At 70.7% G+C, this 14,181-nt stretch carries 12 protein-coding genes; 7 read left to right on the plus strand and 5 right to left on the minus strand.

Features of this window, described 5'->3' with window-relative positions:
* The first annotated feature begins 63 nt into the window (after window positions 1–63).
* Window positions 64–477: an FKBP-type peptidyl-prolyl cis-trans isomerase gene (locus tag ACFV9W_RS24115; RefSeq protein ID WP_385764229.1), complete on the plus strand. Its 414-nt coding sequence runs from the start codon at window positions 64–66 to the stop codon at window positions 475–477.
* A 77-nt stretch (window positions 478–554) separates the two neighbouring features.
* Here ACFV9W_RS24115 and ACFV9W_RS24120 read toward each other — a convergent pair whose 3' ends face one another.
* The 3 genes from ACFV9W_RS24120 to ACFV9W_RS24130 are packed head-to-tail and all read right to left on the minus strand — an operon-like array spanning window position 555 to window position 5,653.
* Window positions 555–2,069, minus strand: a complete 1,515-nt coding sequence (locus ACFV9W_RS24120; RefSeq protein ID WP_385764231.1) for an amino acid permease — start codon at window positions 2,067–2,069, stop codon at window positions 555–557.
* Between the two features lie 51 nt (window positions 2,070–2,120).
* Window positions 2,121–2,570, minus strand: a complete 450-nt coding sequence (locus ACFV9W_RS24125; RefSeq protein ID WP_385764233.1) for a hypothetical protein — start codon at window positions 2,568–2,570, stop codon at window positions 2,121–2,123.
* Window positions 2,567–5,653 (minus strand): glycoside hydrolase family 2 TIM barrel-domain containing protein, encoded by a 3,087-nt coding sequence (locus ACFV9W_RS24130; protein ID WP_385764235.1) that lies wholly within the window; start codon window positions 5,651–5,653, stop codon window positions 2,567–2,569. The genes ACFV9W_RS24125 and ACFV9W_RS24130 overlap by 4 nt, the downstream gene beginning before the upstream one ends.
* Window positions 5,654–5,830: 177 nt before the next feature.
* Between ACFV9W_RS24130 and ACFV9W_RS24135 the strand changes: the two genes are divergently transcribed.
* From ACFV9W_RS24135 to ACFV9W_RS24155, 5 genes are all read left to right on the plus strand, one after another.
* The gene (locus ACFV9W_RS24135) at window positions 5,831–6,856 is read left to right on the plus strand and encodes a LacI family DNA-binding transcriptional regulator (RefSeq protein ID WP_385764237.1); all 1,026 of its coding nucleotides are present in this window, start codon (window positions 5,831–5,833) and stop codon (window positions 6,854–6,856) included.
* Window positions 6,857–7,082: 226 nt separating this feature from the next.
* Window positions 7,083–7,955: an ABC transporter substrate-binding protein gene (locus ACFV9W_RS24140; RefSeq protein ID WP_385764239.1), complete on the plus strand. Its 873-nt coding sequence runs from the start codon at window positions 7,083–7,085 to the stop codon at window positions 7,953–7,955.
* Between the two features lie 4 nt (window positions 7,956–7,959).
* The gene (locus tag ACFV9W_RS24145; RefSeq protein ID WP_385764241.1) at window positions 7,960–8,832 is read left to right on the plus strand and encodes an amino acid ABC transporter permease; all 873 of its coding nucleotides are present in this window, start codon (window positions 7,960–7,962) and stop codon (window positions 8,830–8,832) included.
* Window positions 8,833–8,867: 35 nt separating this feature from the next.
* The gene (locus ACFV9W_RS24150) at window positions 8,868–9,620 is read left to right on the plus strand and encodes an amino acid ABC transporter ATP-binding protein (RefSeq protein ID WP_385764438.1); all 753 of its coding nucleotides are present in this window, start codon (window positions 8,868–8,870) and stop codon (window positions 9,618–9,620) included.
* A 5-nt stretch (window positions 9,621–9,625) separates the two neighbouring features.
* Entirely contained in the window at window positions 9,626–10,828 is a 1,203-nt protein-coding gene (locus tag ACFV9W_RS24155; protein WP_385764243.1) for an NAD(P)/FAD-dependent oxidoreductase, read from the plus strand.
* Between the two features lie 82 nt (window positions 10,829–10,910).
* Here the strand turns inward: ACFV9W_RS24155 and ACFV9W_RS24160 are convergent, their stop codons facing one another.
* A complete protein-coding gene (locus ACFV9W_RS24160) occupies window positions 10,911–12,056 on the minus strand; it encodes a Glu/Leu/Phe/Val dehydrogenase (RefSeq protein WP_385764245.1) in 1,146 nt (381 codons plus the stop codon).
* Window positions 12,057–12,265: 209 nt separating this feature from the next.
* Here ACFV9W_RS24160 and ACFV9W_RS24165 point away from each other — a divergent pair, with 209 nt between their 5' ends.
* Window positions 12,266–13,201, plus strand: coding sequence for a LysR substrate-binding domain-containing protein (locus ACFV9W_RS24165; protein ID WP_385764247.1), 936 nt, complete (start codon window positions 12,266–12,268; stop codon window positions 13,199–13,201).
* Here the strand turns inward: ACFV9W_RS24165 and ACFV9W_RS24170 are convergent.
* Window positions 13,156–14,112, minus strand: coding sequence for a LysR substrate-binding domain-containing protein (locus ACFV9W_RS24170; protein WP_385764249.1), 957 nt, complete (start codon window positions 14,110–14,112; stop codon window positions 13,156–13,158). The genes ACFV9W_RS24165 and ACFV9W_RS24170 overlap by 46 nt on opposite strands.
* Window positions 14,113–14,181: the final 69 nt, after the last annotated feature.

The raw sequence follows: 14,181 nt of genomic DNA on the forward strand, positions 1-14,181 counted from the left end.
GCCGGGTCCATGTGTCCGGCCGGCCCGTACGAAGGGCCCCCGACGGAAAGTGCTGAGGCGGCAATGAGCGAACCGACAAAGACGAAACCCCAGGTCGACGTCCCGGAAGGGGAGGCTCCCACCGAGCTGACCGTCCGGGACCTCATCGTCGGGGACGGACCCGAGGTGAAATCCGGCATGGTGGTCAAGGTCCACTACGTCGGGGTGACCTTCGCGACCGGGAAGGAGTTCGACGCCTCCTGGGACCGGGGCGAGCCGTTCAAGTTCGCCCTGGGCGGCGGCAAGGCCATCAAGGGCTGGGACCGCGGAGTGCGGGGCATGAAGGTCGGCGGCCGGCGCGAGATCATCGTTCCGCCACGTCTCGGCTACGGCAAACAGTCGCCCTCACCGTTGATCCCGGCGGGCTCGACCCTCGTCTTCGTGGTGGACCTGGTCGACTCGTACTCCAGGACGGGCGGCTGGAGCAGCGCCTCGTAGCGTGTGCCGAACGGGAACGAGCCGCCGGGGGGGAAGCCGACATCCGGCCCCACCCCGGCAGCACCCCCGGCATCGTCCTACGCCGACGTCTCCACGCCCTCCGGCTCCCCCTCCCGCAGCGCCCGCACGTTCTCCTCGGAACGCACCGGGGCCGACGGCGCCAGCTCGGCCGCGGCCTCCTCCGGGGACGTCGCGCGCAGGCGGCGCAGGTAGCGCTCGTACCAGAGGAGCGAGGCGCCGAGGAAGACGACGAGGCCGCCGACGTTGTAGGCCAGCGTCAGCCACAGCGCCTGGCCCTCGGGGAACGTGGAGGCCACGAATGCGACCGCGAACACCGCGAGGAGGAAGACGGACATGCCGAGGCCCACCGCCCGCGAGCCGAACCGGAACTCGCGCACCGAGCCCTCGAAGCGGGCCCGCAGCATCAGGTAGGCGACCAGGATGAGGGCCGGCGGGAGCAGCGCCGTGGCGGCCGTCATATTGGTGACGATCTTCAGCAGGTCGTCGATCGAGCTGCCCGCGCCGAGCGTCGGGATGAACAGCAGCGGCACGACGATCGCGAACTGGATCCAGGAGCCGACGACCGGCACACCCTGGTCGTTGAGCGCCACGACGCGCTTGCCGAAGACCTTGTCGGGGATCTCCGAGAAGAAGATCTTCACCGGCGCGGAGGTCCAGATCAGCAGGCCTCCCAGGGTGGCCACCAGCATGATGAGGCCGACGCCGCGCACCACCAGGTCGCCCGACAGGCCGAAGTGTCCGGCCGCCGACTGCATGGTCACGAAGATGCCGTTGCTGTACGAGACGCTGCTCTTCTTCACGAAGACGCCCATCAGCCACGTGCCGACCGAGTAGAGCAGGCCGATGGCGATGCCCGACACGACGATGGTGCGCACGAAGGCGCGCACACCGCCCTTGAGGTCGTTCAGGTACACACCGATCGACTCGGCGCCGCCGACGCCCTGGATGATCCACGCCAGCGTGCCGAGGAACGCCCACGCGGTGATGCCGGAGTCCGGGTCGAGGCGCATCCCGCCGGGTGACATGTCATTGGCCGGGGTGATCCCGCCGAGCAGCGCGCCCACTCCCGCGACGACGAACAGCAGCGCCATGACCATCATCAGGGTGGACCCGAACGAGGTGACACTGCCGATCCAGCGGGCGCCCTTCGTCGACACGTAGGTGGCGATGAAGAAGATCACCACGGACAGTACGGCGATGAGCCACGGCTGGATGGCCCACTCGTGCCCGAGGATCATGTAGCCCGCGTACACGAGCACGATCGGCAGCAGCGAGATGAAGTAGAAGAGGTTCACGAACCAGTAGCAGAACGCCGTGAAGAACGCCCAGCGGCCGCCGAGCGAGGACTTCACCCACTGGTAGACGCCGGACTCCGAGCGACGGTTGAGGCTCACCATCTCGGCGATGACGAGGGTGAAGGGCACGAAGTAGAGGATCGTGGCGATCAGGAAGATCGGGGCGGCGAGCGTCCCGATGGCGACGTAGTTGTTGACCACGTTGCGGAAGTTGAAGACGGCCGCGATGACCATGCTGAACAGGATCACCGCACCGATCGACCGGCGATTCGTCATTGAATGCTCCGTCTGATGTCGAGCTGATGTCGAGGGGTGGGGCAGGTGCGGTTACTTGTTGTGGAAGGTGGCGCCCTCCACGGTCACGTGGGCGACGACCGCGGTCGTCGCGGGTGCGGGCAGGACGCGGACGGCCTCGTCGGGTCCTGCCACGAGGACCGCGCCGCGCGGAATGGTGTGCCGCTCCCCCGGGCCACACAGGTACTGACGGTCGGTCAAGTCGCTGTAGGGTGCGGTCACTTCCAGCGTGACCACGGGCGCCGACTCGATCTCTGCGTCCCCGTCCACGGGCGAAAGCACGTACAGGTACCGGCGGCGGGCCACGAAGGTGTCCGTGGCGAGCGCGTCGGTGCGCTCGCGCATCGTCGTGAGCGAGTCACCGACCGAGTACATGACGCCGAGGGGGCGGCCCTCGGCGCGCAGCGCCTGGAGCGTCCGCTCCCACTTGGTGACACCGCCGAGGACCTCTTCGAGGTGGGCGTGGTCGCGGAAGATCCTCACGAGGCGGTCCCTTCGTCGTAGTGGGGCGCGGCCGCGGACACGGAGCGCAGGCCGAGCTCGAAGCGGAACGGCTCGAAGCGGACCCGGTGGGTGTCGAGGACCTCGCTGCCCCACGAGTTGGAGCCGAGGCCGAGCACGCGGTGGTTGATGTTCACGGTCACGCGGTCCTCCGGTACGAGGTCGGTGCGGTGCCGCGCGGCGTCGATGGCCGCCGCGGAGTACGGCCACGCCGAGAACGCGAAGGGGCCCGAGGCGGCCGCGCGCACGGCGATGCCGTCGCCGTGCGGGTCGGTGAGGGCCGCCCAGCGCACCTCGCCGCGGTTGGCGCAGTCCTGCGGCACGACGTACGGGGTGAACATGTCGTCGACGGTGGTGTGCCAGCGGCCGAGGGTGGCGGCCGCGCGGGAGTCCGGGTAGTTCTCGCCGGGCCCGAGGCCGTACCAGTCGACGGCACGCAGCTCGCGCGGGACCGCGCAGGACAGGCCGATGCGGGGCACGATGTCGCGGTAGTCGCCGACGGGTTCGCCCGCGACGGCAAGGTGTACGCCGTCGGCGGCGAGGGTCCAGGTCAGTGTGGTCCGCATGGCGATGTCGAGGGTGGGCGGCGCGATCCGCTGGGACACCTCCACGACGACCGCGCCGTCCTGCTCCCGCCACGACACATCACGCGTCGAGGTCTGCAGGTGCGGGAGGAAACGGGGCGCCCACAGCTCGTCGTTCTCCTGCTGGTGGTTGTCGACGAGGGGCTTCCAGAAGCCGACGCGGGGCGGCTCCGCGAGGAGTTCGCGCCCGTGGCTGCGCCACGACAGGTCGCCGGTGAGCAGGTCGACGGTGTACCGGTCGGCGGCCGGGGTGGTGACGGTGAGCGAGGTGGCGTCGGCCTCGGCGGCGACGGCCGCGCGCTTCACCGGCCCCGCGGTGCGGCGCGGACGGTCGGCGACGAGCGTCTGGTAGCGGCCCAACTCCCGCATGGGCTCCGCCCATTCGTACGCGGCGGTGGACAGGACGCGGGCGGTGACATGTGTTTCGCCGTGGGCCGCGACGTCCGGGTGCACGGCCTCGCTCCACACCTTGCCGGGTGGCACCGGGCCCGGGGTGAGCGTGCGGGAGCCGACGACGCGGCCGTCGTGCAGCGTTTCGAGGACGACCAGCACGTCGGACAGGTCGGTGAACCAGCGCCCGTTCGTCACGGTGCACACCCCGTCCGCGTACTCGACGCGCACGGGGCAGATGACGTGCTTGTACTCGACGAGTCCCGGGCTCGGCTCCTGCCACGGGAAGACCAGGCCGTCGACGCAGAAGCTGCCGTTGTTCGGGTAGTCCCCGTGGTCGCCGCCGTACGCGTGGTACTCGCGGCCGTCGTCCGTGTGCGCGAGGAGACCGTGGTCGCACCACTCCCACAGGAAGTGCCCCTGGATGCTGTCCCAGGTCTCGAAGACCCGCTGGTACTCGGCGAGCCCGCCGGGCCCGTTGCCCATGGCGTGCCCGTACTCGCACAGGATGCGCGGCTTGGGGTGCGGGTGCTCCCCCATGTCGTTCATCTGCGAGACACGCGAGTACATGGTGGAGATGACATCGACGACCTCGGCGTCCCTGTCCTCCTCGTAGTGCACCGGCCGTGTGGGGTCGAGTTCCTTGCAACGCCGGTACATGGCGGGGATGTTGCACCCGTACCCGGACTCGTTGCCCAGGGACCACATGACGATCGAGGCGTGGTTGCGCTGTGCGAGCACGTGCCGCTCGATCCGGTCGACGTACGCGGTCTGCCACGTCTCGTCGTCCGTGATCCGGGACAGGTCGCCGATGTTGGCGAAGCCGTGCGTCTCCAGGTCCGTCTCCGCGAGGACGAACAGGCCGATGCGGTCGCACAGTTCGTAGAAGCGGGGGTCGTTCGGGTAGTGCGCGGTGCGCACGGCGTTGATGTTGTGCTGCTTCATCAGGTGGAGGTCGCGCTCGACGCGGGCCATGCCGACGGCGCGTCCGTGCCGGTCATCGTGGTCGTGGCGGTTGACGCCGTGCATCTTGAACGGTGTGCCGTTGAGCAGGAGGAGTCCGTCGACGATGGTCACCTCCGCCAGGCCGAGGCGGTGGGGCACGTGCTCGACAGTTCCGTCAGCGCCGCGCAGCGTCAGGCGCATGTCGTACAGGTACGGGTCCTCCGGGTTCCAGAACCGCGCGTCCTCGACAACCAGCGTGGCGTCGGTGCCCGGTGTGACGGCGCGCGAGGCGACGAGGCGCTCGCCGTCGTACACCTCCCAGGTGACCTCCGGCTCCCCCACCGCGCTCGTGGTCAGGGTGAGCTCGGCGCGGTCGTCCGCGAGGCGGTGGGTGCGCACGAAGAAGTCGGCGAGGTGGGCGGCGGGTCGGCTCAGCAGATAGCAGTCACGGAAGATCCCGGACGCCCACCACATGTCCTGGTCCTCGAGGTACGTGCCGTCCGAGTACTGGAGCACCTTGACGACGAGGTGGTTCGCGCCGGGGTGCGCCACGTCGGTGACATCGAACTCGGCGCTCAGGCGCGACCCCTTGGTCATGCCGACGTAAGTGCCGTCCCAGTAGATCTCGGCGTAGCTCTCGACGCCGTCGAAGCGGAGCACGGTGCGCTCGCCGGCCGGTGTCCCGGGCAGCACGACGGTGCGCTGGTACACGCCGGTCGGGTCGTCGGCGGGCACCCGCGGCGGGTCGACCGGGAACGGGAAGCCCTCGTCCGTGTACTGGAGCTGCCCGTACCCGTCGACCTGCCACAGGTGCGGTACGCGCACGGTGTCCCAGCCCTCGGACTCGGACGCCTCGGCGAGCGCGGCGGCGGGGACGCGTGCCGGGTGGTCGAAGAGCCGGAACCGCCAGTCGCCGGTGAGGTCGACGAATCCGCGCGAGCGGCGGCGGTCCATGGTGCGGGCGAGCTCGGCCGATTCATAGCCGAAGAAGTACGCCCGCGCGGACAGCCGATTGCGTCCGGTGAGGGCGGGGTTCTCCCAGTCCGCCGGGTCCCGGTCGGCTCGGCCCCGATCGGCTCGGTGCCCGTCGGATCGGTCCCGGTCGGCCCGGCCGCGGTCCGCCGGGTCCGTGAGGTGGATCGTCATGAGCCGGAATGTAACCGGTTACATTCGCGCGTCACAACACCCGCCGAATGTGACCTGGATCTCACCGCGCACGTTCGCCCGCGCCGTCCTGACAGCGAGTCATCTGGGCGATACTGGGCAGCACACTTCTTTGTTCGTGCTGGTCACGGGCTCCCGGCCCGTGCGGAAAGGTCACCGATGCCCCGAGGCAGGCCCGGCGCCCCGCGCTCCGTGACGATCGGCGATGTCGCCCGCGAGGCGGGGGTCTCCCGCGCGACCGCCTCCCGCGCGCTCAACGACTCGGACCTCGTCACGCCCGAGACGAAGCGGGTCGTGCAGGAGGCGGTGGAGCGCACCGGGTTCGTGATGAACGCGCGCGGCCGCGCCCTGGCCACCGGCCGCGCGGAGACCGTGGGCGTCCTGGTCACCGAACCGCTGGACGAGCTGTTCGACGACCCGACGTACGGCAGGGTGCTGCGCGGCGTCGCGGAGGGCCTGACGGGAAGCGGATTCCTGCCGGTGATCATCCAAGCGTCCAGCGAGTCGGAGCGTGCGCTCGCGCTGCGCAGCTTCGGGCGCCGCTCGGTCGACGCGGTCGTCCACCTCACCCCGTACCGGGGCAGTGACCTGCTCGAATCCCTCGCGGGGACCGGGCTGCCCGTGGTGCTGTGCGGGCAGCTCGTCGACTCGCCGTACGACGGGGTCTTCTCGACGGTCTACTCCGACGACGTGCGCGGGGCCCGCCTCGCCGCGGAGCGGGTGCTCGCCGATGGGCGCGAACGGGTGGCCGTCGTGCTCGGTCCCGCGGACAACCCGGCGACCGTCGACCGCCGGCGCGGCTACGCGGAGGTGCTCGGGGCCCGCCTCGACGAGGCGCTCGTGGTGCACACCGGCTGGGACACCTCGGCCGGGCACGCGGCGACGGCCCGGCTCTTGGAGGCACACCCCGACATCGACGCGATCCTGGCGGGCTCCGACCGTATCGCCGTCGGCTCGCTGGCCGCCTTGCACGCCGCTGGGCGACGGGTCCCCGAGGACGTCGCCGTGGTCGGCTTCGACGGCCATGCCATCGCCGAGACCTCGGAGCCGCCGCTGACCACGGTCGCGCAGCCCCTCGTGGAGGAGGGGCACGTCGCGGCGCGGCTCGCCCTCGACATGATCGGTGGGGCGGCGCCGCGCACTGAAGTGCTCGAGATGAGCCTGGTGTCCCGCGCGTCCGCCTGAGCGCGTCTTCCTTCCCCACCGCGCGGCCAGGGTAAGCAACTCTGCGTTTCGGCAGTGATTTCTGTGGTGCTGCTGAGCCTTGTGGAGCGAACCGTCGGGTCCGGATAGTGGCCTTGATCGGCGCGGCAGTGGTGTCACCACACGTCGCCACGAGTCGTCGCAAGTGGTCGCGAGTCGCCGCAAGTCGTCGCGAGGGGAAGACATGAAGGTCAGGAGGCGTCGGGGCGTGGCCGCCGCGCTCGCCCTGAGTTGCGCCGTCGCCGTGACGGGATGCGTCAAGAACGCCGAACACACCGGCAGTCCGGCCGGGCCGAAGGTGAAGGTCGCGGCGGAGGCCGAGTTGGCCGACCTGGTACCCAAGCCGATTGCGGACAAGGGGTACTTGAAGATCGGCATCGGGCCCAACTACTTCCCGAACGAGTACCGCGACTCGCACAACAAAATCGTCGGCTGGGACGTCGAGATCGGCGACGCGATGGCCGCCAAGCTCGGGTTGAAGGCGAAGTACGTCGAGTCGAACTTCCCGCAGATCCTGTCGGGCCTCGGCATCGGGGACTACGACATCGGGATCTCGTCCTTCACCGACACCGCCGAACGCCGGCAGAAGGTCGACTTCGTCGACTACTACAAGGCCGGCACCCAGTGGGCGAGCGGCACCAGGTCCGAGAAGGTGGGCCCGGGCAACGCGTGCGGCAAGACGGTCGGCGCGCAGAACAACACGTACCAGCTGCTCGACTACCTCCCGGCGCTCAGCAAGAAGTGCCTCAGGGCGGGGCAGCCCGCCATCAAGATCGACTCGTACGACGACCAGACGCAGTCGACGACCGCCGTGGCGGTGGGCAAGGCCGACGCGAGCGTCGCCGACTCGCCGGTGACCGCGTACGCCGTGAAACAGAGCCACGGCCAACTGCGCCTGTCGAGCGGCATCTTGGAGGCCGCGCCGTACGGGATTCCGCTCAAGAAGGGCAGTGGTCTGAGCCGCGCCCTGGTCGCGGCGTTCGAGGCGATCGAGAAGGACGGCACGTACTACAAGATCCTGAAACGTTGGGGGGTGCATGCCGGTGCCGTCGACACGTTCGAGGTCAACGGAGGCTCCTGAGCCGGTGTCAGCGGGTACGCCGCTCCGGCCCGGGGCGGGCACGGACGACATCCACGCCGTGCCGCTGCGGCATCCGTGGCGGTGGGTGTCGGCCGCGGTCGTCGTGGTGTTGATGGCACTGTTCGCCATCAGCGCCGCGGGCAACGAGAACTATCTGTGGCACACGTACCTGAAGTACCTCTTCGACCAGCGCATCTCCAAGGGCGCGGCCGTGACGGTGCTGATCACCCTGATCTCGATGGTGATCGCGACCGCGGCGGGCCTGCTCGCGGCGGTGGCCCGGATGTCGGAGAACTTCGTGCTCCGCTATGCCGCGTGGCTGTACATCTGGGTCTTCCGCGGCACCCCGGTCTACGTACAGCTGGTCTTCTGGGGCCTGTTCACCAGCCTGTATCCGCGGATCGGGCTCGACATCCCCGGCGTCGGCCTGCTGTTCGGCGTCGACACCAAGCCGTGGTTCACGCCGATGGTGGCCGCCTGCATCGGCCTCGGCCTGAACGAGGGCGCGTACATGTCCGAGGTGATGCGCGCCGGCATCCTGTCGGTCGGCCAGGGACAGCGCGAGGCCGCCGCGGCGCTCGGCATCACCCCGGCGAAGATGATGCGCCGCATCGTGATGCCGCAGGCCATGCGTGTCATCATCCCGCCGACCGGGAACTCCCTGATCGGCATGCTCAAGACCACGTCGCTGGTGGTGGCCATCCCGGTGTCGGTCGAACTGTACGTCCGGGTGCGGGACATCTCCGGGGTGCTGTACCAGCCGGTGCCGCTGCTGCTCGTGGCGTGCACGTGGTACCTCGCGATGACGAGCGTACTGATGGTGGGTCAGCACTTCGTGGAGAAGCACTACGGACGAGGAGGAGGTGAGAAGGCGTGACCGCTTCCGCTGCGTCCGCCACGGACGGTCCTCCGATGGTCGAGGCGCGCGACGTGCGCAAGCGCTTCGGCGACGTGCAGGTACTGAAAGGCATCTCGCTGGAAGTGGCCCCGGGCACCGTGACGGTCCTGGTGGGCCCTTCCGGCTCGGGCAAGTCCACCTTCCTGCGCTGCATCAATCACCTGGAGCAGGTCGACGGCGGGCGTCTGTACGTCGACGGGCGCCTGGTCGGATATCGCGAACACGGCGTCAGGCTCCATGAGTTGCACCCCAAGGAGGCGGCTCGACAGCGGCGTGACATCGGGATGGTGTTCCAGCGCTTCAACCTGTTCCCGCACATGACGGCGCTGGAGAACGTCATCGAGTCGCCGGTCCAGGTGAAGCGGCAGAGCAAGGCCGCCGCGATCCGGCGCGCCCGCGAACTCCTCGCCGAGGTGGGCCTGTCGGAGCGCGAGCACGCCTACCCGTCTCAGCTCTCGGGTGGCCAGCAGCAGCGCGTGGCCATCGCACGGGCGCTCGCCATGGACCCCAAGCTGATGCTGTTCGACGAGCCGACGTCGGCCCTCGACCCGGAGCTGGTCGGCGAGGTCCTCGAAGTCATGCGCGAGCTGGCCAGGACCGGCATGACGATGATCGTGGTGACACACGAGGTCGGCTTCGCGCGCGAGGTGGGCGACCACATGGTGTTCATGGACGACGGCATGGTCGTCGAGCAGGGCACACCGTCGGCGGTCCTCGACGATCCGCGGCACGAACGCACCCGCGCCTTCTTCTCGAAGGTGCTGTAGACGACGTGGGAGCAACGGTGACGTACGACAGCACGGTCGCGGCCGGAGTCGGCTGGGACACCGTGGACGTGGCCCGGGACTGGCCGGGCCTGCCGCCCCTGAAGGGCGACGTGACGGCCGACGCGTGCGTGGTGGGCCTCGGCGGCAGCGGACTCGCCGCCGTCGACGCCCTCCTCGACCGCGGCCTCACGGTGGTCGGCCTCGACGCGGGCCGGGTGGCGGCGGGCGCGGCGGGCCGCAACGGCGGCATCCTCTCCGGCGGCGGCGCCATGTCCCTCGCCTCGGAGGCGAACGGTGTGCCGCGCGCCGACCGGATCGCGCTCCACCACGACAGTGACATCGAATTGCGGCGCCTGGAGGCGCAGCTCGGCCCCGCGGTCGTCGAGCGCGCCCCGCTCTACCGGATCGCCGGTTTCGTGCGCGGCCCGCGGGACGACGCCGAGCGCGCCCTCGAGGCCGAACACCTCGCCGCCATGCGCGCGGACGCGGCCGTCATGCGCGAGGCGGGCATCCCGGTCGAGGACTACGAGGGCGAGATGGGCCGCGGCCTGGTGCTGCCGAACCGGGCCCGCATCAACCCGGCGGTGCGCGCACTGAAACTGGCGACGCACTGCCTCGAGCGCGGCGCGGTGCTGCACGAGAACAGCCACGTCACGGGCATCGAATCGGGCGCCGTCCACACGGGCCAGGGCACGGTTCGGGCCCGCGTGGTCCTGGTCGCGGTCGACGGCAAACTGGACGCGATACTCCCCCAACTCGCGGGCGCAGTACATTCGGTGCGCCTCCAGATGCTCGCCACCGCACCGCTCTCCCACCGCATCCTGGACGGCCCGCTCGGCTGCCGCGACGGCTTCGAGTGGATGCAGCAGGACGCCGAGGGACGCCTGCTCATCGGGGGCGGCCGCGACCAGTACGAGTCCGCAGAGAACACCCTCGACGACCACCCCACCGCCCCGGTCCAGCGCTGGATCGACCAACAGGCCGAACGCGCCGCGGGCGAACCCGTGCGGGTCACCCACCGCTGGGCCGCGTCGGTCGGCTACACCCCTGACCGGCGCGCCCTGTGCGTACCCGTGCACGACGGTGTCATGGCGGTGGGCGGCTACTCGGGTTCGGGCAACCTGGTGGGCCCCCTGGCCGCGCGGACGGCGGTGGGGCGGCTGCTCGACGGCGCGGACGTGCCCGGGTACTTCCGGGCACGGGTGTGAGCGCGCGGCACCTGACACGTTGCCGGGCCGAGCCGTGCACAGTATCCCTGTGCACGGCTCGGCCCGGCAGGGCCGGAACCGGCTACCGCCGAATCCGCCCCTTGCTCACCATCGCCTCCCGGACCCGCTGTTCCGCGAGTCCTCGGCCCGCCGCGTGCGGGGTGATGGCGTGGCGGGCGGCCTCGTCCAGGACCGTCACCGCGTTCTCCCGGAGGCGTTTGCTGATGGTGTCGAAGATGGCGGGTGTCTCGGGGCGGAAGCCGGAGTAGCGCGCGTCCATGGCGAAGGCCGCCGCCACGACGCCGCCCGCGTTGGCCACGAAGTCCGGCAGGACGTGGATGCCCCGGTTCTCCAGGACCTCCTGGGCCTCGGGGGTGGTCGGCAGGTTGGCGCCCTCCACCACGAGTTTCGCCTTGATCCGGTGGGCGGTCGCGGCGTCGATGACATCCTGGAGGGCGGCCGGGACGAGGATGTCGCAGTCGACGGTCAGTTCCTCGCCCGGTGGGATTACGGTTCCTGCGGGGTGGCGGGTCACGAAGGCGTCGCCGTGTTCCTCACGGGCGGCCTCGAGGGCCGGCACGTCGAGCCCGGCCGGGTCGTGCAGGGCGCCCTGCGCGGTGGACACGGCAACGATGGTGGCGCCGAGTTCCGCGAAGCGTCGGGCCGCCGCGTGTCCCACGGCCCCGTACCCCTGGAGGGCGACCCTCGCCCCGGCCAGCGGCAGCCGCAGGTGGTGTGCGGCGGCGTCGGTGGCTTCCGCGACGCCGTAGCCGGTGACACCGAGCCGGTCGTAGGCGACGCCGCCGAGCTGTGCCGGGGTGCCCACCGCCACGCCCCTGTCGCCGAGTTCGTCCTGGATGACGGCGGCGTCGTCCTCGGTCAGGCCCATGTCCAGGCCCATCACGTACTCGCGGGGCACCTCGTTGGACAGCGCGCGGGCGAAGGCGCGCAGCACCGCCTCCTTGTCGGGCGAGGCGGGGTCCGCGACGATGCCGGCCTTGGCACCCCCGTAGAAGAGGTCGACGCTCGCCCACTTCCATGTCATCACCCGGGCCAGGCGGGCCACTTCGCCGACCGAGACGGTGGGGCTCATGCGGGTGCCGCCCTTGCCCATGCCGCGCGCCGTGTTGTCGATGACCAGCACACCCTTCATGCCGGTGCGGCGGTGCGAGACGACGACGATCTTCTCGGGGCCCCAGTCGTCGACGAGGGAGAGTGCGTCGGTCACAGTGCTGATCCTTGTCTGTCCACGGGATGGCCGGGGTGGCCGGGACGGCAGGTCCGGTTGCGTGACTTCACCCTCCGCGTCGGGCGCCGCGCGTCACAAGGGTCAGCAGCACGAGACTCTTCACCTTCCAGCCCCAGTGATGCTTATGCTGTCCGCACACGCTGTCGGTGCACCGCCGTGGGGTCCACGTTCCGGGAGGTTCCGGGTTGTTGAAGCCGCAGCACCTGCTCACGTTGCGGACCGTCGTGCGTACGGGGTCGTTCGTCGACGCGGCGCGCGAGCTGGGCTACACCTCGTCGGCGGTCTCTCAGCAGATCTCGGCGCTGGAGAAGGACACCGGCCTGGTGCTCTTCGAACGGGAGGCACACGGGATCCGCGCGACCTCGGCGGCGGACCGCCTCGTCGAGCTCGGCGCCCCGCTCCTGGCGACGCTGGAGGAACTGGACCAGCAGGTGCGCAGGCTCGCCACGGGCGCGACCGGGCGGCTGCGGCTCGGCAGTTTTCCCACCGCGGGGGTGCGTCTGGTGCCCGCCGCGCTGTCGGCGCTGACGTCGGCCCATCCGCACGCCGAGATCCAGTTGCAGGAGGGCGAGCCGAAGGAGCTCGTCGCCGCCCTGGACGCCGGTGATCTCGATGTGGCGCTGGTGTACGAGTACGGGCTCAGCCCCCAGCAGTGGCCCATCGGGCTGACATCGCACCCGCTGCTGCGCGAGGACCTCGTACTGCTTCGGGCCCCCGGCAGCCGCCACGGCACGCGCCTTGCCGGACTGTCGGGCGAGCGCTGGATCACGAGCCGGGAGGACACCGCCGGGGCGCTCTCGCTCGACCGGCTGTGCGCGGCGGCCGGCTTCCAGGCGAGTGTGGCCTTCCGCAGCAACAACTACGACGTCGTACGGGAGTTGGTGTCGACGGGGCAGGGCGTGGCGATCGTGCCGGGCCTCGCCCATGTGCCGAGCACGTCGGTGCGCGCGAGCCGCGTCACCCAGCGCTCGGCCTTCCGCCGCGTCCTCGCACTGCACCGCCGCGGAAACACCAACCCGCTGCTCAGGGCGGCGATTTCCGCGCTGCGCGGCGCCGTCCCGACCGGTCAGCCCTACGTTCACGGGGCGGGCGACGAGGACGGCACGGGAGACGGCACCCCGTAGGGCCGGTCGTCCGGATCGGGCTCGGCACCCTTGCGCAGTACGTCGACGAGGGCCGCCACCGCCGGCCGGTGCTCGGCGAAGGAGCGGAACACCACCACGATGTCGCGCTCCATGACATCCTCCAGCGCCAGCACGTCCAGGTGGGAGGGGCGTAGCCTCAGCATCAGGTCCGTCACCACGCTCACCCCGACGCCAGCCTCGATCAGGGCCAGCGTGGCCGCCGTGTCGGTGACCTCGTGCAGGACTCTGGGCTCGAACCCGGCGCGGCGGCAGGCCGTGAGCACGGCGCGTCCGTAGTAGCTGTCGGCGAGCGGGAGGATCCAGCCCCACTCGGCCGCGTCGGCGAGGCGGACCGTACGACACCCGTGCGCGGTGCCGGACGGTACCGCGAGCGAGAAACGTTCGCGGGCCAACCGCACCATTTTCAGCGCGGGTTCGCGCCGGATGGGCACGTCCGGGTAGTCGAGGCCGATGGCTAGGTCGACGGTGCCGCCCGCCACGGCGCCGTACACCTCGTCGACGTCCATGTCGCGGCTGCGGACGGTCACCGCGGGGTGCAGCTCGCGGATGCGGCGCAGGGCGGGCGGCAGGATCTCGGCGGCGGCGGAGGCGAAGAGGCCGACCCGCAGCGTGCCGGAAACCTCGTCGCGGGTGCGCTCCAGCGCCTCGACGGCCTCACCGTGCGTGGTCAGGATGCGCTCGGCGTGCGTCGCCAACACGGCCCCCGCGTCGGTGAGTTCGACGCGCCGTCCGGTGCGCCGCAGCAGCCGGGTGCCGGTGGCCTTCTCCAGCGCGGCGAGCTGCTGCGAGACCCCGCCGGGCGTGTACCCGAGGGCGTCCGCGACGGCGGTGACGGTCCCCCGCCGGGTCAGTTCGACCAGGGACCGCAGCTGCGCACTCGTCCAGTCCATGCCGGGACTCTAGACCGGTCCCGGGACGCGGACCATACAGCTCCACTAGAAGATCGTGAACAGTAACTG

The organism is Streptomyces sp. NPDC059897, from assembly GCF_042730865.1.
Classification (GTDB): domain Bacteria; phylum Actinomycetota; class Actinomycetes; order Streptomycetales; family Streptomycetaceae; genus Streptomyces.